14 protein-coding genes and 1 pseudogene are annotated in these 19,771 nt (G+C 51.5%); 11 read left to right on the forward strand and 4 right to left on the reverse strand.

What is annotated here, in order from left to right; genetic code table 11:
- Nucleotides 1-619 precede the first annotated feature (619 nt).
- The 6 genes from A8O25_RS11240 (at nt 620) to A8O25_RS11265 (ending at nt 8,940) form a co-directional block, all read left to right on the forward strand.
- Nucleotides 620-1,237: a WbqC family protein gene (locus A8O25_RS11240; protein WP_066834832.1), complete on the forward strand. Its 618-nt coding sequence runs from the start codon at nt 620-622 to the stop codon at nt 1,235-1,237.
- Nucleotides 1,238-1,331: 94 nt separating this feature from the next.
- The gene (locus A8O25_RS11245; protein WP_066834834.1) at nt 1,332-3,944 is read left to right on the forward strand and encodes an ATP-dependent Clp protease ATP-binding subunit; all 2,613 of its coding nucleotides are present in this window, start codon (nt 1,332-1,334) and stop codon (nt 3,942-3,944) included.
- Between the two features lie 482 nt (nt 3,945-4,426).
- Nucleotides 4,427-5,989, forward strand: coding sequence for an acyl-CoA carboxylase subunit beta (locus A8O25_RS11250; protein WP_066834836.1), 1,563 nt, complete (start codon nt 4,427-4,429; stop codon nt 5,987-5,989).
- A gap of 194 nt (nt 5,990-6,183) precedes the next feature.
- On the forward strand, nt 6,184-7,254 hold the full coding sequence (locus A8O25_RS11255; protein ID WP_066834838.1) for a M42 family metallopeptidase: 1,071 nt from the start codon (nt 6,184-6,186) through the stop codon (nt 7,252-7,254).
- A gap of 121 nt (nt 7,255-7,375) precedes the next feature.
- The gene (locus A8O25_RS11260) at nt 7,376-7,921 is read left to right on the forward strand and encodes a GNAT family N-acetyltransferase (protein WP_066834840.1); all 546 of its coding nucleotides are present in this window, start codon (nt 7,376-7,378) and stop codon (nt 7,919-7,921) included.
- 425 nt (nt 7,922-8,346) lie between these two features.
- Nucleotides 8,347-8,940 (forward strand): helical backbone metal receptor, encoded by a 594-nt coding sequence (locus tag A8O25_RS11265; protein ID WP_338152742.1) that lies wholly within the window; start codon nt 8,347-8,349, stop codon nt 8,938-8,940.
- 57 nt (nt 8,941-8,997) lie between these two features.
- On the opposite strand, the gene A8O25_RS11270 is transcribed toward A8O25_RS11265, so the two are convergent.
- Nucleotides 8,998-9,531 (reverse strand): DUF4142 domain-containing protein, encoded by a 534-nt coding sequence (locus A8O25_RS11270; protein WP_082893583.1) that lies wholly within the window; start codon nt 9,529-9,531, stop codon nt 8,998-9,000.
- 291 nt (nt 9,532-9,822) lie between these two features.
- Nucleotides 9,823-10,371, reverse strand: coding sequence for a DUF4142 domain-containing protein (locus A8O25_RS11275; protein WP_066834844.1), 549 nt, complete (start codon nt 10,369-10,371; stop codon nt 9,823-9,825).
- 442 nt (nt 10,372-10,813) lie between these two features.
- Here A8O25_RS11275 and A8O25_RS11280 point away from each other — a divergent pair, with 442 nt between their 5' ends.
- Complete coding sequence (locus A8O25_RS11280) at nt 10,814-11,842, forward strand: Gfo/Idh/MocA family protein (protein ID WP_241499001.1); 1,029 nt, start codon at nt 10,814-10,816, stop codon at nt 11,840-11,842.
- A 200-nt stretch (nt 11,843-12,042) separates the two neighbouring features.
- On the opposite strand, the gene A8O25_RS11285 is transcribed toward A8O25_RS11280, so the two are convergent.
- Together A8O25_RS11285 and aroB are read right to left on the reverse strand one after the other, a co-directional pair.
- Nucleotides 12,043-13,281, reverse strand: a complete 1,239-nt coding sequence (locus tag A8O25_RS11285; RefSeq protein WP_241499002.1) for a 3-phosphoshikimate 1-carboxyvinyltransferase — start codon at nt 13,279-13,281, stop codon at nt 12,043-12,045.
- A complete protein-coding gene (gene aroB / locus A8O25_RS11290; RefSeq protein ID WP_066834850.1) occupies nt 13,278-14,315 on the reverse strand; it encodes a 3-dehydroquinate synthase in 1,038 nt (345 codons plus the stop codon). The genes A8O25_RS11285 and aroB overlap by 4 nt, the downstream gene beginning before the upstream one ends.
- Nucleotides 14,316-14,690: 375 nt before the next feature.
- On the opposite strand from aroB, the gene A8O25_RS11295 reads away from it, so the two are divergent.
- The 4 genes and pseudogenes from A8O25_RS11295 to A8O25_RS11310 all read left to right on the forward strand — a co-directional run bounded on the left by A8O25_RS11295 (nt 14,691) and on the right by A8O25_RS11310 (nt 19,627).
- Nucleotides 14,691-15,890, forward strand: a complete 1,200-nt coding sequence (locus A8O25_RS11295; RefSeq protein ID WP_066834859.1) for a proline dehydrogenase family protein — start codon at nt 14,691-14,693, stop codon at nt 15,888-15,890.
- A 14-nt stretch (nt 15,891-15,904) separates the two neighbouring features.
- Nucleotides 15,905-16,522: a LacI family DNA-binding transcriptional regulator gene (locus A8O25_RS11300; protein ID WP_241499003.1), complete on the forward strand. Its 618-nt coding sequence runs from the start codon at nt 15,905-15,907 to the stop codon at nt 16,520-16,522.
- Nucleotides 16,523-16,830: 308 nt separating this feature from the next.
- Nucleotides 16,831-18,845, forward strand: a pseudogene (locus A8O25_RS11305) (alpha-glucuronidase family glycosyl hydrolase); the annotation flags it as partial.
- A gap of 23 nt (nt 18,846-18,868) precedes the next feature.
- Nucleotides 18,869-19,627, forward strand: a complete 759-nt coding sequence (locus A8O25_RS11310) for an SDR family NAD(P)-dependent oxidoreductase (RefSeq protein WP_066834852.1) — start codon at nt 18,869-18,871, stop codon at nt 19,625-19,627.
- The last annotated feature ends 144 nt before the right edge of the window (nt 19,628-19,771 follow it).

The following is a 19,771-nucleotide window of genomic DNA, read 5'->3' on the forward strand; positions in this document are numbered from 1 at the left end:
GTGTAAGTCACGGAAGTAACTTCCGCGCCATAGCGGGTGCAGATTGCGGGCTGTAGACCAAAGCAACAGTGAGAATAATATGCACTGCCAGGGGTAACAGCTACTGTTTTCCGTTTCCGGGCTACTTTCATGAAAACAGGCCGAAAACGCAGAGCCTCCCTGGCAGTACCTGCGGGAGCGGGCAACGCAGTGCCGCCAGGCACGCAGCCGCTTAGCGGGAGCAAGCAGAGACGGTTCAAAACAATAATGGCTACCGTAGCAATGGAACAGACGGCAATTGCCAGGTGCGTAATTAAACGAAGGGAAGCCTGTCTGAGCGGCAGCGAGTTCTTCCCTTCTTGATTCTTTTGTTAGGTTGAGCATCAAGGATCAACGTGACATACACCAGCAGAAAGTAATCCAGCTAGAGGTTTGTTAAATAAAGCAGCGGGAGCAAAGGCAGTTTAGGTGGTTGGTGAGAACACGCAACAACGGCGGGGGAACAGACGGGAGAGAAACATTTACCAGCACTGCGTAAGAGACAAGGCAGTGCCTGGTCTCTACAGATGGAATTACCACCATTCAAAAATTTATGAAAAGATAAAATTCCCGTACTTGCAAAGATTACACGCACCACTGCATGCAACTCCTCATAGAACTCCAGTACAACCCCAACCTTCTTTTTTTCCAAAAGGCTTTTCAAGCCGATGAACTTCTGTTTGAGGCGCAGGAGCACTACCAGAAGCAGAGCTACCGCAACCGCTGCCATATTCTTACGCCGCAGGGCGTGCAGCCGCTCAGCATTCCGGTGGTGAAAGGCAACCGCAAGACCCTCATCACCCAACTGGAGATTGACTACAGCCAGCGCTGGCGCGACAACCATTGGCGTACCATCCAGAGCGCCTACGGCAACGCTCCCTTCTTTGAGTACTATTCAGACTACATAAAAGACATCTATGACCGGGAGCCCGCCAAGTTATGGGACCTGAATATGGATTTATTCAAACTTTTCGCTAAATTCCTGAAGTTAAACAAACCCATACACCTTACTCAAACGTATGTAGAAACCTACGAGGAGCCGGTGCTGGATTGGCGCGGGAAACTTCACCCCAAGAAGGAACCTGACATTTTGCGTCTCCCTCCCTACCGGCAGGTGTTTGGCAAACAATTTGCATCAAATCTGAGTATACTGGACTTGTTGTTTAACCTTGGCCCAGAGGCATCTATTTACCTACAGAATTCTGCGGCTTTCTGTTGAACATTTGCCCCACTCAGCTTGTTTTATTACTAGCGTAGCCTTGGCAACCAACCGTTGCAGTACACGCACACAACATTTTACTAGACTAGACTACATGGAAGCCAAATTCTCAAATAGAGTGAAAGAGGTGATCTCTCTCAGTCGCGAGGAAGCCATACGTTTGGGGCATGATTACATCGGCACCGAGCACCTGCTTCTGGGTATGATTAGAGAGGGAGAAGGCACCGCAATCGCTTTGCTTAAAAAACTGGGGGTACCCATGGAGGAACTCAAGTACGCGCTTGAGCAGGCCACCAAAAATACCGCCAGCCCCAATACCAATATTACCGGCAGCATACCGCTGACCAAGCAGACGGAGAAGGTCCTGAAAATAACGTACCTGGAGGCCAAAATCTTCAAGTCAGACATCATAGGTACTGAACACCTGCTGCTGTCTATTTTGCGGGATGAGGATAATATTTCATCGCAAACCTTAGCCAAATTCAACGTGAACTATGAAGCCATCCGGGATTCGTTAGACTACCATGCTAACAACCCACTCGCCTCTTCAGATACTGACGACAACGACGACAACGACAAACTCTTCGGTTCCTCTTCCTCTAAAGGAGGCGCGGGTTCAACCGCCAAGAAGGGTGCCGAGAAATCCCGCACCCCGGTGCTGGACAACTTCGGCCGTGATCTCACCAAGTTGGCCGAGGAAGGCAAACTAGACCCAATTGTGGGCCGTGAGAAAGAGATTGAGCGCGTGGCCCAGGTACTGAGCCGCCGCAAGAAAAATAACCCCATCCTGATTGGTGAACCGGGGGTAGGTAAAACGGCTATCGCCGAAGGTCTGGCTCTGCGCATCATTCAGAAGAAAGTATCGCGCGTGCTGTTCGGCAAACGCGTGGTAACCTTAGACCTGGCCTCTTTGGTGGCCGGAACTAAGTACCGCGGCCAGTTTGAGGAGCGCATGAAAGCCGTGATGAACGAGCTGGAGAAATCGCCTGACGTGATTCTGTTCATTGATGAGCTGCACACCATTGTAGGTGCCGGCGGTGCGTCTGGCTCGTTAGATGCGTCTAACATGTTCAAACCAGCCCTCGCCCGCGGCGAAATCCAATGCATTGGCGCCACTACGCTAGATGAGTACCGCCAGTACATTGAGAAAGATGGTGCGTTGGCCCGTAGGTTCCAGATTGTGATGGTTGACCCAACCACGCCAGAGGAAACCATTGAGATCCTGCACAACATCAAAGACAAATACCAGGACCACCACCACGTCAACTACACAGACAAAGCCATTGAGGCCTGCGTGAAGTTGAGTGACCGCTACATGAGCGACCGTTTCTTACCAGACAAGGCCATTGACATTCTGGACGAGGCCGGTGCCCGCGTACACATCAACAACATTATTGTTCCTGATGATATCCTGAAACTGGAAGAGTCTATTGAGAACATCAAGGAAGAGAAAAACCGCGTAGTGAAAAGCCAGAAATACGAAGAGGCGGCCCAACTGCGTGACAAAGAGAAAAAACTTTTAGACCAACTTGACTCGGCTAAGAAAAGCTGGGAAGAGGAGACCAAGAAGAAGCGTTACACCGTGAAAGAGGAAAACGTGGCCGAGGTAATCGCCATGATGACCGGTATTCCGGTGAAGCGTATCGCCCAGAACGAAGGCCAGAAGCTGCTCAACATGGGCGAAGAGCTGAAAGGCAAAGTGATTGGCCAGGACAAAGCGATTCAGCAGTTGGTGAAAGCCATCCAAAGAACCCGCGTTGGTCTGAAAGATCCTAAAAAACCCATCGGTTCATTTGTGTTCCTGGGTCCAACCGGGGTTGGTAAAACTGAGCTGGCCAAAGTGCTGGCGACCTACCTGTTTGACAAGGAAGATTCTCTGGTGCGCATTGACATGAGTGAGTACATGGAGAAATTCAGCGTATCTCGCCTGGTGGGAGCGCCTCCAGGCTATGTGGGCTACGAAGAAGGTGGTCAGCTGACTGAAAAAATCCGTCGTAAGCCATATTCAGTAGTATTGCTGGATGAGATTGAGAAAGCGCACCCAGACGTATACAACCTGTTGTTGCAAGTGCTGGATGACGGCGTTCTGACAGACGGTTTAGGCCGTAAAGTTGACTTCAGAAACACCATCATCATCATGACCTCCAACATTGGGGCGCGTGACTTGCAGGACTTTGGGGCTGGAGTTGGTTTCGCCACCAAAACCCGCCAGGAAAACATGGATGACATCATGAAGGGTACCATTGCGGCCGCCCTGAAGAAGACGTTCTCCCCTGAGTTCCTGAACCGTCTGGATGATGTGATTGTGTTCAACTCACTGGCCAAAGAAGATATCCATAAAATCATTGATATCTCTCTGCGCAAGTTGCTGGAGCGTGTGAAAACATTGGGCTACACCATTGAGATCACAGACAAAGCCAAAGATTTTGTGGCTGAGAAAGGGTATGATTCCAAATATGGGGCGCGTCCGTTGAACCGGGCCATCACCAAGTACATGGAAGACCCAATCGCGGAGGAAATCCTGAAAGCGGAGTTGGCGCAAGGGGACATCATTCAGATAGACTACGAGGAAGGCAAAGAAGAGCTGAAATTCACCAATCGCAAGAGCGAGAACCACGTGAAAGACACCTCAGATGAATTGCCAGATGCGTCAGCGTCTTCTGAAGAAGAGGAAACCACGCCCACAGACGGCAAGAAGAAAGACTAAGCGTTAATTTCTATTAGATTTTGGGAAAGGCTGACAGACATTCTGTCAGCCTTTCCTGTTTTTGAGCTGTTTCCGGAAAAAGAGGCAGGAAACGGAAGCCAGAAAATGGAGCGTCGTTACCCTGTAACGACGTGTGTCCCTGAAACGGAAAAATCTCATCTAAGACCAAAATGAAATCCTGGGCAAAATAGAAGGTATCAGTTGCAAAGACACGTTCTTATCTTAACTGAAAGGGTATTGTTGCATAGAAGCCACGTCGTTACAGGGTAACGACGCTATATCTTGCGTTTTGGCCTGTTTCCTGAAAACAGCACGCAAGATATACACAACCCTTTCACCCCCAGTTTTTCCGCGCGAAACGTATAGATTATCAATTTATTTCGGGGGTGGCTTTACATTCCGGAAGAAAAGCGTAACAAAAATTTTACACTGGCCTATTCTTTCCTAAATTTGGTCTCTTGTACCAACACCAAAACTGCTCAATGTCAGACACCAATCCTTTGAACAGCAAATTTGAGATTTTAGACCGCAAAAATGCCGAGGCCCACTTAGGAGGCGGCCAGGCGCGCATTGATGCCCAACATAAAAAAGGCAAACTCACCGCCCGTGAACGCATTGACCTGCTCCTGGATGAAGGCTCTTTTGAGGAGATAGGCAAGTTTGTGATGCACCGCTCCAAAGACTTCGGCCTGGACAAGGAATACTACCTGGGTGACGGCGTGGTAACCGGCTACGGCACCGTGAACGGCCGCCTGGTGTACGTATTCTCCCAAGACTTCACTGTTTTTGGCGGGTCCCTCTCAGAAACCCACGCCGAGAAAATTGTCAAGATCATGGACCTGGCCATGAAAAACGGCGCACCCGTGATTGGCTTGAATGATTCAGGCGGGGCAAGAATTCAGGAAGGCGTGGTTTCCCTGGGCGGCTACGCCGATATCTTCTATAAAAACACCCTCGCCTCGGGCGTGATTCCGCAGCTGTCGGGCATTATGGGGCCTTGCGCGGGCGGCGCGGTGTACTCGCCGGCCATCACTGATTTCATCCTGATGGTGGAAGACACGTCCTACATGTTTGTGACCGGCCCCAACGTGGTGAAAACGGTGACACATGAAACGGTGACCTCTGAGGAACTGGGCGGCGCCAGCACCCACAGCACCAAAAGCGGCGTGACCCATTTCTCCTGCGCCAATGAGGTAGTGTGTATTCAGAACATCAAGCAGCTGCTGAGCTATATGCCACAGAACTGCGAGGAACTGCCGCCGTCTGCACCCTATGAGCCCCAAGCAGACGAAACCCGTGAGGTCTTGAACACCATTGTGCCCGAAAACCCGAACCAACCGTATGACATGCGCGAGGTGATTGAAGGCATCATTGACAGCGGCTCATTCCTGGAAGTGCATAAAAACTTTGGCGAAAACATAGTAGTGGGTTTTGCCCGGTTGGCGGGCCGTAGCATAGGCATTGTGGGCAACCAACCGGCGGTGTTAGCCGGGGTTCTGGACATCAACGCCAGTACCAAGGCTGCCCGCTTCGTGCGTTTCTGTGACTCGTTCAACATTCCGTTGCTGGTGCTGGAAGACGTGCCCGGTTTCCTGCCTGGCACTGACCAGGAGTGGCGCGGCATTATCACCAACGGGGCTAAATTACTCTACGCGTTCTGCGAGGCCACCGTGCCGCGCGTGACCGTGATTACCCGCAAGGCCTACGGCGGCGCCTATGACGTGATGAACTCCAAGCATATTGGCGCTGATTTAAATTATGCCTGGCCTACGGCCGAAATTGCCGTGATGGGCGCCAAAGGTGCCGCTGAAATCATCTTCAAACGCGAGATTGCCGCCGCCGAAGACCCGGAAGCCAAACTGGCCGAGAAAGTGGCCGAGTACCAGGAGAAATTCGCGACGCCGTACCGGGCGGCCCACCGTGGCTTTGTAGACGAGGTGATTTACCCGTCTGAGACGCGTGCCAAGCTGATCAAGGCGTTCAAGATGCTGGAGAACAAGGTAGATCAGCTGCCCAGGAAAAAACACGGCAATATCCCGCTGTAAAAAAGATGTCAGACGCTGGAATATAGGCCTTAGACTTATCCAGGCAACCTAACCTCCAGCGTCTGACATGCCATAACCAACAACCGCCCCAAAGGCATGGGCCATGTGAAGCACCCCGTGCCTTTCCACAACCACTTACACTAACACACAACAACGAACCGGAGAAGTGCTTCGCTCCACATTGACGAAAGCATATGAGAGAAGAAAGCTTTGATTTTCTGCAAAAGTATCTCAACAACGCCGCCCCCACCGGCTTTGAATCTGAAGGCCAGAAACTTTGGCTGGCGTACATTAAGCCGTACATTGATGAGTATTTTGTAGACACCTACGGCACCGTAGTGGGCGTAATCAACCCAGAGGCTGACTACAAAGTAGTCATTGAGGCGCACGCAGATGAGATTGCCTGGTTTGTGAACTACATCACCCCAGAGGGTTACATTTACGTACGCCGCAACGGCGGGTCAGACGCGGTCATTGCTCCGTCAAAACGGGTAAACATTCATACCAGAAAAGGGCCCGTGAAAGCAGTCTTTGGGTACCCGGCCATTCATGTGCGCAAGGTGGAGCAGGACAAAGCCCCTACCGTAGAGACCATTTTCCTGGACTGTGGCGCCGCCAACCGCCAGGAAGTAGAAGACATGGGCATTCACGTGGGCTGTGTGGTCACTTTTGATGACGAGCTGTGGGTGATGAATGACAAGTATTACGTGGGCCGGGCGCTGGACAACCGCATTGGTGGGTTCATGATTGCAGAAGTAGCCCGTATGCTCAAAGAGAACGGGAAAAAACTGCCCTTCGGTCTGTACATTGTGAATGCCGTGCAGGAAGAGATTGGTTTACGCGGCGCCGAGATGATTGCCCACCGTATCAAGCCTAACCTGGCCATCATCACAGACGTGACCCATGACACCCAGAGCCAGGGCTACGAGAAAAAAACCAACGGTGACCTGCACTGCGGCAAAGGCCCTGTATTGACCTATGGCCCGGCGGTACAGAACAACGTGCTGAACATGCTGATTGACGTGGCAGAGAAGAATGAGATCCCCTTCCAGCGTGCCGCCGCCACCCGCGCCACCGGCACAGACACAGATGCGTTTGCCTATTCCCATGAAGGCGTGGCTTCGGCGTTGATCTCGTTGCCGTTGAAGTATATGCACACCACCGTGGAGACCGTTCATAAAGACGATGTAGACAACATCATTCAGCTGTTCTACCAGTTCCTGAACCAGCTGGAGAGCGGCCATGACTTTAGATATCTGACCTAGCTGTTTTGGGGCTGTTTTCAGAAAAACAGCCCCAAAACGCAATTTAAAGACCTGTGGGGAAAAGATACCTGCAGGTTTTTGCCTTTCCACGGCCTCTGTTGCCCCATTACCACCGCTGCACATGGAACTGTCCACCCCGCGTCTCCTGCTCAGGGAATTTCAGGAAAATGACTGGCACTTCACCCACCTGTATGAATCACAGGAAAGTGTTATGCGTTACCAGACCAGCCACGTACGCAGCAGCCAGGAAAGCCGGGACTATCTACTCCAGTGCATGGCCGAAGCCAGGGAAGATCCCCGCACCCTCTTTGACCTGGCTGTTGTTCTGAAAAGCACCAACATGCTCATTGGCCGGGTGGGAATGAAGGTAGACTATGACGCCGAGGAAGCCGCGCTCTGGTACCTCCTGAACCCCACCTACTGGAACAAAGGCTATACCACAGAGGCCGCACGCGCCCTCATCAAATACGGGTTTGAGGAGCTGCACCTGCACCGCTTCTGGGCCGACTGCGACCCGCGCAACGTGGGTTCTTACCGCGTAATGGAGAAACTGGGCATGCGCCGTGAAGCCCATTTCAAGGAGAATATCTTCATCAAAGGCGAGTGGTGTGATTCACTGGTATACGCCCTGTTAGACCATGAGTGGCAGCACAGGCAACCATTGTAAAGCTTTATTTTCAACAGATCCTATTTTTGTTTCCGGGCTACTTTTCCAAAAACAGGCCCAAAACAGAAGCTCTGATTGTTCAGTATAGGTATTGGGAGTCATTAGCAGCCGGTACTTTAGAAGTCATCAGCCGTTCCGGGGCATTGGGTAGGCCGGAGCCGTGAAAATGTGTTGATGGAAACTCCTTCTTCGGAATTAAACCACCTAGACCAACATACCTTGCAGTTTTTAGATCAGATGCACCGGCAGGTTGACTTGCCACAGTTTCCGGAACGGATTGTGTCCTTGGTACCCAGTCAGACAGAATTGCTGTTTCACCTGGGGTTGGGTGACCGCGTGGTGGGCGTGACCAGATTCTGCCTTCACCCAAGAGAGGAGGTCAGAAAGAAGACCAGGGTTGGCGCACCAAACAGTTTCACCTGGAGGTGATTGACCAGTTGGCGCCAGACCTTATCATTGGCAACAAAGAAGAGAATTACCAGGAAGGCATTGAGGCCCTTGCGCAAAAGTACCCCGTCTGGATGAGTGACATCCTTACCCTGGAAGACAGCCTGCAAATGATGGCCTGGGTAGGGGAAATCACCAACACGGCCACCAAAGCCCAAGAACTGGTTTCTCAATTACAGGAACACTTTTTACAGTTACACCCCATTTCCCCCCGCATTCGCACGGCTTACTTTATCTGGCGCAAGCCGTACATGGCCGTGGGCGGAGAGAATTTCATAGACCATGTGTTAGCCCGTTGCGGTCTGGAGAATGTGGTTGCTGACATGCCCAGGTACCCAGTCATCACCCCTGAACTGCTGCAGGAACGCGCACCCCAGCTAATTCTGCTTTCTTCTGAACCTTACCCTTTTCAGGAGAGACATCTGGCTGAGTTCCAGCAGATCTGCCCGGACGCCCTGGTGAAAGTGGTAGATGGGGAGATGTTCAGTTGGTACGGTAGCCGGCTTTTACATTCGGTCCCATACCTTCAAGATCTCCTGCGGCAGGTGCAGCAAGACCTTCCTCCCCAATAAAAAAGCCCCGGCCTCTGTTACAGAGGCCGGGGCTTTTCTTCCATTCTTACAGTACCACTACTTGCTGGCAACTGCATTCTTCAACTCCTGGGCTTCAGCTAAGTGTTGCTTTAAAACGGGCAACACCTGGTCAATAAACGCCTGGATTTCCTGATCTTTCAGTTCCTTTTCTGCTTGCTCATAAAGGGCCACTGTCTCTTTCTGTACTTCCAGCTGGGCATCTGTGAAGGTCTGGTCAAAAGCCTCGCCTTCTTTGGTTTCCAGACTGTCTACAATCGCTTTCTTTTCTGAGGGCATCTCATTGGGCAGTTCTACCCGGCGCTGCTTAGCCATGCTTTCTAAAACCGGGCTGGTTCTGGAATGCACGTGCACCAGTTGCTGGCCATACGCGTCTACTTTTTTCCCTTGGTCTGCGGCCATCATCCCGGCCATTAACTCAAAACGGTCAGTGGCCACTGCTTTCTGGAGGAACTGCTCTACTTTGGCATGGTCAGCCGCAGAGGCTTCCTGCTTGTTGCTACTGCATGACACTAATGTAGTGCTACTCATAGCAAACACACTCCCGATCAATAACAAACTTATTTTTTTCATAGTTTTAGGTCTTCGTTCTACAGCACTCACGTATGAGCATCTTCTAACGTTAAAACTAAAGCAAGGTTAAAATAGTTCAGAACTACACTTCCAATTCATACATTAATACCTGAATAACATTTATTTAATTCAAATTCACCCACCCCAATTCCTGTCACAAGGCTTCTATCAATCATATCATTCACCACTCCTATCATCCTATAAATTTATATTTTCACCTTTGTAAGCAGACAAAAAAAATCAGCCCATTGTTTTAGCAATGGGCTGTTTTTAAACGTAGGCAAACAACTGTTACATGCCGTCTACTTTCGTCTTTGTGTCTCGGGCATGCTGCAGGTGCGTTCTCAGCTTTGGCAAGGTTTCGTCAATAAAAGCCTGCACTTCAGCATCTTTTATCTCTTTGTCAGCCTGCTCATATAAAGCAATGGCTTCCTGGTGAGCCTGTACCTGTACCGCAGCAAAATCTTTATCAAAGGGCAGTCCGTCTAAACCGTTCAGGCGGGTCATGATTTGCTGTTTGGGAGCGGGCATGGTCATCTGCAACTGAATATCCCGTTCATCTGCCATGTCCATGATTTTATTGCTTGACAGGGTATGGTCACGTACCAGCATGGCCCCTAACGTTTCAACATCAGAGGTTTCACCTTTCACTTGTGCCATCTGACCGGTCTGAATCTCAAACATGTCACTCACGGCCGCATTCTGGAAGAATACCGCCACCCGCTGCCGGTCTTGCTCCATCAGGGCATCCGCATCCTCATCGTCGTCATCACATGACACCAGTAGCACACTGCTCAGTAACAGGGAGCAGAAGAGCACCCATACGTTCGTTTTTTTCATATTAGATTGGTTAACAAATTATTTATTCAGGGTTCTTTTACGGGTTCAACTGGAATCGGCTTGCGCTCAAAAGACATCTACCCTCATTTTCAGTATAAACCAGAATCCTTATATAGCGCTCCCAGCCTATCGAGCCCAAACCATTTAACCAATTCATAACCAATCAACTAAGACAACCTCAACCCATTTCACCAGATCCTCTGCTGTTACAAGGGGCAAATGAAGTTTTAGTACTTGCCGCAACCGTCTACAGAGGTTTCCGTTTTCACAATACCGGTGCTACAACAGCACTCGGGCCCTGTATGATGTAAAGAATACCGTGATGGAAAATGCACCTTTGCGCCGACAGTTCCTCAAGCAACTGGGATTGGGTTTGGCCGCAGCAGGAATCGCTCCCCTTCAAGCAGCAGCATCTCCCTTTCTAACTTCAAACACCGCACCTATGGCAGAGAAAAAACTAGGCTGGGCCATTGTGGGCCTGGGCGAATTCGCGACCAAGCAACTCATTCCTTCCTTTCCGCTATGCAAGAAATCAAAGCTGGTGGCTCTGGTGAGCGGAGACCCCGCCAAAGCCCAGCGCATTGCCGCTGAAAACGGGGTAGATCCTAAAAACATCTACAACTACCAGAACTATGACTCGCTCAGAGACAACCCAGAGGTAGATGTGATCTACATTGTGCTGCCCAACAGCATGCACGCGGAGTACACCATTAGAGGGGCGCAAGCAGGCAAACATATCATGTGTGAGAAACCCATGGCCACCACCGTAGAAGACTGTGAGAAAATGATTGCCGCCTGCCAGAAGGCGGGCAGGAAACTCATGATTGCCTACCGCGCCCAGTATGAACCCTACAACCTGAAAGCCATTGAACTAGCCCAAGGGGGGCAATTAGGCAAACTCAAGGTTATCACCGCTGACCACGGCCGCATCCTGGACCCCGCAAAACCGCAGGACAAGTGGCGTGCTGAGAAAAAATTGGCGGGTGGCGGCTCCCTGATGGACATTGGCATCTACAGCCTGCAGGCGGCCAGGTACATTACCGGTGAGGAGCCCGTTGAAATCTCAGCCATGCTGCACAGCACGCCCCATGACCCCAGGTTTAAAGAGGTGGAGGAAAACGTGAATTTCGTCCTGAAGTTCCCCAGCGGGGTACAGGCCAACTGTACCTCCAGCTACGGCTACTCAGATACCAAACGCTTTCAGGTCTTTGGGTCAGAGAAAGTACTTACCTTAGACCCTGCCACTGATTACTATGAACACCACCTCACCCTCAGCGGAAAAGAGGGCAAGCAGGAGATGAAAATCAAAGAAGAGAACCAGTTTGCACTGGAAATAGACCATCTGTCTGAATGCATTCAACAGAACAAGAACCCCAAAACACCCGGCGAAGAAGGCCTGCAGGATGTCAAGCTCATGATGGCCATCTATGAATCTGCCAGAAAAGGAAAACCGGTGGTGATCAAGAATTGAGAATTAAGAATTAGGAATGAAGCATAGAAAAGGAAAGCCGCTGTTACGAGATCGTGACAGCGGCTTTCCTTTTCTATGAGGGGTTCAATTTGTTTCTGTAGAGAAATGAGGTATTAAAAGAGCTTCCGTTTATGGTCTATTTTTTGAATAACAACCCCAAAACACAAGAAACCGCCTAACTCAAGAATAATTCTTAATTCCTAATTCTCAATTACTTGAAACCCCGCATTCTGCATCTCCTCCCAGTACCGCGGGTACGATTTGCACACCACCTTGGGTTCTTCAATGATCACGGGTTGTTTCAGCGCCAGCGGCGCGAAAGCCATGGCCATGCGGTGGTCTTCATAGGTGTGCACGGCAGGTACGTTTTCGGGCTGTTTTTGTAAAAACACGGCAAAAACGTCTGGCTCGGTTTCTTTCAGCTCAGCGCCAAATTTCTGTACCTCGTTCTGCAGGGCGGCAATGCGGTCGGTTTCTTTGATGCGCAGACTTTCCAGGCCGGTCATGTCAAACTCCACGCGCAAACCAGCCGCCAAGGCCACCACCGTCTGCGCCAAATCTGGGCAAGCCGAAAAATCAATACGTGCAATTTTCTCCTGCACCGGCTGCTTGGTTAGGCGCACGCCTTCGGCGGAAAACTTGGTTTTCACGCCAAACGGGGCCATCAACGTAGGCAGCACACTGTCTCCTTGCAGGGAATTGCTTCTAAGGCCAGGCAGGAAAATATCAGCTTCCTTGGCCAGGGCCGTGATGCTGTACCAGTAACTGGCCGCGCTCCAGTCAGACTCCACCGTGAACTCCTGCGGCTGGTATTTTTGCGGTGCAACCGAAATCAAATTCCCTTCAAACGTAGCCTGCACCCCAAAGTGCGCCATCTGGGCCAACGTCATTCTAATATATGGCTCTGAACTGATTTTCCCTTCCAGGGTGAGTTCCAGCCCCTGCGGCAGCAACGGCCCAATCATCAACAGCGCCGAAATATACTGGCTGCTGATGTCTGACCGCACGGTAAGTTGGTTGGTGCCGGTGCCTTCAAAACCGTTCATCTGCATGGGTGGGTAACCCTCCTGCCCAAGATATTCAATCTTAGCCCCCAACTTCCGCAGGGCATCTACCAGAACGCCAATGGGGCGCTGGCACATGCGGGGCGTGCCGGTGAGTTTGAGTTTCTGGCCGGTGGCGGCGTAATAGGCCGTCAAGAAACGCATAACGGTGCCCGCATCTTCGGCGCTCACTTCTTCGCCGGCAGGCGTAGAGAGCAAACGGTTCAGGAGTTGGGTATCATTGGCGTCTGACAGGTTATGGATGGGGAAATCCTGACCGGAAAGGGCCCTGATAATCAAAGCGCGGTTGGCTTCACTTTTAGAGGCGGGCAAAGTCACTTGCCCACGCAACACGCCCGTGGGGTGCGACACGCGCACAGCAGCAGCTGACATCATAAGGTTTGGTAATAACGCAAGGCGCTCTGCACCTCGCTCAAGGTAATGGGTTGGTCATACACGGCTTCGCCAATTCTCTGCAACAGCGTGCAGTTGATGGTGGCGCCGTCGTTCTTTTTATCATGCAGGCAGAGCTGACTAATGGCTTCCAGGTCGCCGGCCGGCAGTTTCACCTTCTCATAGATGGAGAAAATAAAAGTTTCTATCTGCTCCAGCTCTTCTGCCATGAGCAACCCGCGCTGTACAGAAAGCCAGGCCTCGCAGACCATGCCTACGGCAATGGCCTCGCCGTGCAGCAGCTGCTGCCCCGGCTTCTCCAGGTAAAAACTCTCCACAGCGTGGCCAATGGTATGCCCAAAGTTCAGGATTTTGCGCAGGCCGCTCTCCAGCGGGTCTGCGGTCACCACCCGTGATTTAATTTCAATAGAATGGCGAATCAAATCAGTCCAGTCTTCAGTGAACAGACCTATGTAACGCTGCTCCTGAAACTTGGCGGCGTCTAAGATGAGCCAGTGCTTGATGATTTCGGCGTAGCCGGATTTCATCTGGCGCATATCCAGGGTCTGCAGAAAATTTGGGTTCACCAGCACCGCCAGCGGCTCCTGAAACACACCCAAATGGTTCTTGAAACCCATAAAGTCAATGCCGGTCTTGCCGCCCACGCTGGCGTCTACCTGTGAGAGTAACGTAGTAGGCACGTTCACAAACCGGATGCCGCGCTTGTACAGGCTGGCGCAGAAGCCGCCCAAATCTGTGAGCACGCCGCCGCCCACGTTCACCAGCAAGCTCCAGCGGTCCAAGCCCTGCTCAGTGAGTTCCCGCCACACGTGCTCGCAGGTGGCCAGGGTTTTGTTCTCTTCGCCGCTTTTGATGTGCACCAGGTGGTGCGGCGGCAGGATTGGTTTCAGCAACGGGTAGCAGTGCCGGTGGGTGTTCTCATCTACCAGCACCACTATCTTTTGGAAGGCCCGGCTCTGCAACAGGTGCTCCAGTTGGGGCAAGGCCTCCGGTCCTATGAAAATTTCTTCGGTCAAGGTACTCTTTTAAATTAGTGCGTTTGCTGTTTTCTGAAAAACAGGCCAAAAACGCAATGAAGGCTCAAAAACGGGAATGTCTGGGGGAGTTCAAAATAAAATCTTCAGAAATTGCGGCTTTTCCCTTTTCTTCTGGCAACAGCGCTTAAAATCAGTTACAAAAATTGCAAAGAACAACTTCGGCCAGGGGCCGAAGGAAAGGGTAAGCTCTTCTTTACGCCTTTTTCCTGAAATGAACCGGAAACAACTAACAGCCGTTTTTACGTTATCTTTGTGGCGCTTTACTAACCAGCGAGAACCCATTCAATATGAACCAAGATCGCCCATATTAAGCGACAACTTTACATCATGCTAACCAGCGAGAACCCATTCAATATGAACCCTGTCCCGAACGTCTCTTTTGAAGACACCGCCATCGCCTTCGCTGATAAATCTGACGCGGAATTATATAAAACCTACCTCCTGTTTGCCGCCATGAACAACAACTCCCTGGTGAAAATGGGCGGTGGCCTGATGAAGAAGGCTCTGAGCTGGAACCTGCCGGTCAAGTTTCTCATCAAGAAAAGCATCTTTGAGCAGTTCTGCGGCGGCGAGACCATACAGGAGTGCAAGCCTACCATTCAGAAGCTGGGGGCCTCGGGCATTGGCACTATCCTGGACTACTCGGTAGAGGGCGAGAGCAACGAGGAAAGCTTTGACCATACCGTGCAGGAAATCATCTCCACCGTTGAGATGGCCGCCAACTCCACCCACATTCCGTTCAGTGTGTTTAAAGTGACGGGGGTCGCTGACCCGGCATTGCTGGCCAAAGCGCAAACTGACCAAGAACTGACCCCCACTGAGAAAGCCGCCTACGGCAGGGCGCGCGCGCGGGTAAAGGCCATCTGCCAGCGGGCGTATGAGCGGGGTGTGCGCGTGTTCATTGACGCCGAGGAAAGCTGGCTGCAGGAAACCATTGACCAGCTCTGCTATGAGATGATGGAACTCTACAACCAGGAGCGCCCCATTGTCTACAACACTTACCAGCTCTACCGCCATGACCGGCTAGACGTGATCAAACGTGACTACGAGAACGCGGTGAAGCGAGGCTATTACCTGGGCGGCAAACTGGTGCGGGGCGCCTACATGGAGAAAGAGGCGCGGGTGGCGCAGGAGAAAGGCTACCGCAACCCCATCAACCCCAGCAAACAAGCCACAGATGACTTATATAATGAGGCGCTGAAATTCTGCCTGGAGCACATTGACCGCATTGCCATCTGCGCCGGTACCCACAATGAAGACAGCTGTTACCTGCTCATGCAGCTCATGGCCCAGCACCATCTGGCCCCGCAGGATGAGCGCATTTACTTCGCGCAGCTTTTGGGCATGAGTGACAACCTCTCCTATAATCTGGCGCACGCCGGGTATAAAGTGGCCAAATACGTGCCGTACGGCCCGGTAGAGGCGGTCATGCCGTACCTGCTGCGCCGGGCAGATGAGAACACCGCCATTGCCGGACAGAGCAGCAGAGAGTTTTCTTTGGGGTTTCCCTTTCGTATGAAACCGAAAACCTGGACCACTTTGAATCCTTCATAAGCAGAGGCATTCCTTTGATTTTTTACGACAGGGTGGCTGAACACAATCAATGCACCAGCATTGTCATTGACAATTTACAGGCCGCCCACAGGGCAACCACACACTTGATAGAGCAAGGCTGCACCAATATTGTTCACATTACAGGCAATCTTAAGAGAAACGTCTATGCTGACCGCCTGAAAGGCTATAAATATGCACTCATTGACCATGATTTGCCTTTTTCTGAAAGCAACATTATTGTCAACAGCTTATCTGAGGAGGCCGGAGAAGAGGCGGCAAAACAGATTTTGAAGATGAAAAGCCTCCCTGATGGCATTTTTGTATCTAATGACACTTGCGCCGTGAGCTGCATCAAGGCACTCAAGAGAGAAGGCATATCTGTCCCTAAAGACATTGCTGTGATTGGCTTCAACAATGACCCTATTTCCAGGGTGATTGAGCCTAACCTCACCACCATTAACTACCCCGGCTATGAAATGGGTGAGCTGGCAGTAAAAGTACTGCTGCTACAGCTAAACGGTACATCAGACAATGTTTCCAGCAACACAGTAAATTTAAGATCAGAGCTTATCATAAGAGAATCATCTCTCAGAAGTAAGGCTTCCAGCAAAAAGCAGGCAGTATTCGTATAGGCGCCGCTGGTGCATGGCCACTTTCCTTTGGCAATTTGAAACAGTGTTTCAGAGTGGCCTGACACTGTATTGCCTTTGCAAAAGGCAGAACACACGTCTGCACGGTGCCAAAAGCCAACTTTTTAACTCTTGACCAACCCATTGTTTCACCATTCCCTACAGGCATGTGTAAAATAAAGACCTTTTCGCTTTCAGTTCTCATACACCTACTCTTTGCCTTGGCTGCCCACGCAGATGATGGGTACCGGCTTTGGCTCAGGTATGATCTAATTAAGACGGAAGCAAAACTGGCCCGGTACCGGCACCATCTGCAAGAGATAGTGGTGCAGGGCTCCTCCCCCACCCTCATAGCAGCCAAAGATGAGCTGAAGCAAGGTTTATCTGGCTTACTGGGAAATGCTGTTAACCTGAGCGCCGAACCCTCAAGGGCTTTCACGCTGGTAGCAGGCACGCCAAAATCATCTGCCTTCATCAGCTCTCTCAATGTCTCCACCCGGCTGCAAGAGGCGGGACAGGAAGGCTACCTGCTGTTCACCCACAAAACAAACGGGCGCACCTGCACGGTAATAGCCGCCAACACAGATGCAGGCGTGCTGTACGGCGCTTTTCACCTGCTGCGGCTTCTGCAGACCGAAGAGGACATAACCAGCCTCAATCTCAGCAGCGCCCCAAAGACCCAGCACCGCATCTTAAATCATTGGGACAACCTGGACCGCACAGTAGAAAGGGGCTATTCAGGCTTTTCACTCTGGGACTGGCATAAACTGCCAGAGTACATAGATCAGCGTTATATAGATTACGCCAGGGCAAACGCCTCTATAGGAATTAACGGCACGGTCTTAACCAATGTAAACGCCAACTCCCTGGTGCTTACTGAAGAATATTTACAGAAAGTGGCGGCCTTAGCCAATGCCTTCAGACCGTATGGCCTTAAAGTATACCTCACCGCCCGCTTCAGCTCTCCCCTTGAGATTGGAGGGCTAAAAACAGCTGATCCCCTGAACCCGGAGGTGCAGGCGTGGTGGAAAAGAAAAGTGCAGGAAATCTACCGGCACATCCCTGACTTCGGCGCTTTCTGGTGAAAGCCAACTCTGAAGGCCAGCCTGGGCCGCAGAACTACGGAAGAACCCACGCAGACGGAGCCAATATGATGGCAGACGCCCTAGCCCCCATGGGGGGCATTGTCATGTGGCGGGCGTTTGTCTATGACAACAACGTGCCAGATGACCGGGCCAAACAGGCATATAATGAATTCAAGCCCCTGGACGGCGCCTTCCGGAAGAATGTATTAGTACAGGTAAAAAACGGTGCCATTGATTTTCAGCCGCGTGAGCCGTTTCATCCGCTCTTCGGGGCTATGCCCAGGACTCCGCTCATGATGGAGTTTCAGATCACACAGGAGTATCTGGGGCAGGGAACCCATCTGGCGTACCTCGCCCCGCTCTTTAAGGAAGTGCTGGAATCTGATACCTATGCCAAAGGAAAAGGGTCAACGGTTGCAAAAGTAGTTGACGGCTCCCTGCACCAGTACACCACCACCGGCATGGCGGGTGTCGCTAACATAGGCACTGACCGCAACTGGACCGGCCACCATTTTGGGCAGGCAAACTGGTACAGTTTTGGGCGGCTGGCATGGGACCACACCCTCGCCTCTGACCAGATGGCCCAGGAATGGCTCAGGATGACGTTCTCCAATGAAGATGCGTTTCTGCAGCCAACCAGAAAAATGATGCTGAGATCCCATGAAACCGTGGTGAATTACATGACCCCACTTGGGCTGCACCACATTATGGGCTGGAATCATCACTACGGCCCCGGCCCCTGGATCAAAGACAAACCACGCGCTGACTGGACCTCTGTGTATTACCACCGGGCCACAGAAAAAGGCATTGGCTTTGATCGCACCAAAACCGGCAGCAACGCCGTAGCCCAATACTTCGCCCCGGTAGAAAAACTCTTTTCCAGCCGAAAAAACTGCCCTGAAAAGTACCTGCTGTGGTTCCACCACCTGCCGTGGGACTACAAGGTGAGTTCTGGCCGTATTCTCTGGGATGAGCTTTGCTACCGCTATGCAGAAGGGGTCAATGAAGTGCGGGACATGCAGCAGACCTGGGAGCAGCAGCAGAACCACGTGGACCCTGAGCGGTTTAAACACGTACAAACATTTCTGAAAATTCAGGAAAAGGAAGCCAGGTGGTGGCGTGACGCCTGCCTTTTGTATTTCCAGACCTTTTCTAAAAGACCCATTCCGGCTGGTCTGGAAAAACCAGCCCATGACCTGGAGTACTACCAGAGAATAGAACCCAAGTTTGCACCAGGTATTTAAACAGACATTAAGACAACCCAATGAACCACAACCCAACCCAACCGTCTAAACTAGCTATTGTTACCGGCGGGGCATCAGGACTTGGCTTTGCCATTGCAGAGAAGTTCGTGTATAACAATATTTTCACCGTCATCATTGGCCGCGATGAGGAAAAACTCAGAAAAGCCAAAACGGCCTTAGGCGACAACTGCGCTACCATCTCCTTTGATTTAGGCAATCTGGGGCATATTCCCGCCCTGGTGACAGAAATAACCAACTCCTATGGCCCGGTGGATATACTGGTCAACAATGCCGGCATCAACATGAAGAAGGAGTTTGAAGAGGTGACTGATGAAGAATTCCAACAGATCATTCACACCAATGTGACCGCCGTTTTCGCCTTAAGCAGAGAGGTGGCAAGGCACATGCTGGCCAAACAGAGCGGCAGCATCATCAACATCAGCTCTATGGCTTCGCAGTACGGCATTCCTAAGGTAATTGCCTATACCGCCTCTAAATCTGCCATTGAGGGCATGACCCGGTCCATGGCGGTAGACTTGTCGCCCCGGGGCATCAGGGTGAACTGCGTGGCGCCCGGCTTCATTGCCACAGACATGTCTGCCAAGGCGTTGAACGGGGATCAGGAACGCAAAAATCGGGTGCTCTCCAGAACGCCCATGGGCAAAATGGGCATTCCGGCAGATATCGCAGAGGCGGTGTATTTTCTTGCCTCAGACGCCGCCAGCTACATCACGGGCACTGTACTACCCGTTGACGGGGGGAACTCCATCGGTTTCTAAGTCAGCGCTTCAGCAACTGCAAGTGCTTGAAAGAAGCTGTTTTTTTCTGTTTTCGGCCTGTTTTCCTGAAAACAGGCCGAAAAACAGAAACGGCTCCTCCGCCGCTCCGGCCCCGGCCTCAGCAGCGGAAGGACACACACTCCC

The organism is Rufibacter ruber, assembly GCF_001647275.1.
GTDB lineage: Bacteria > Bacteroidota > Bacteroidia > Cytophagales > Hymenobacteraceae > Nibribacter > Nibribacter ruber_C.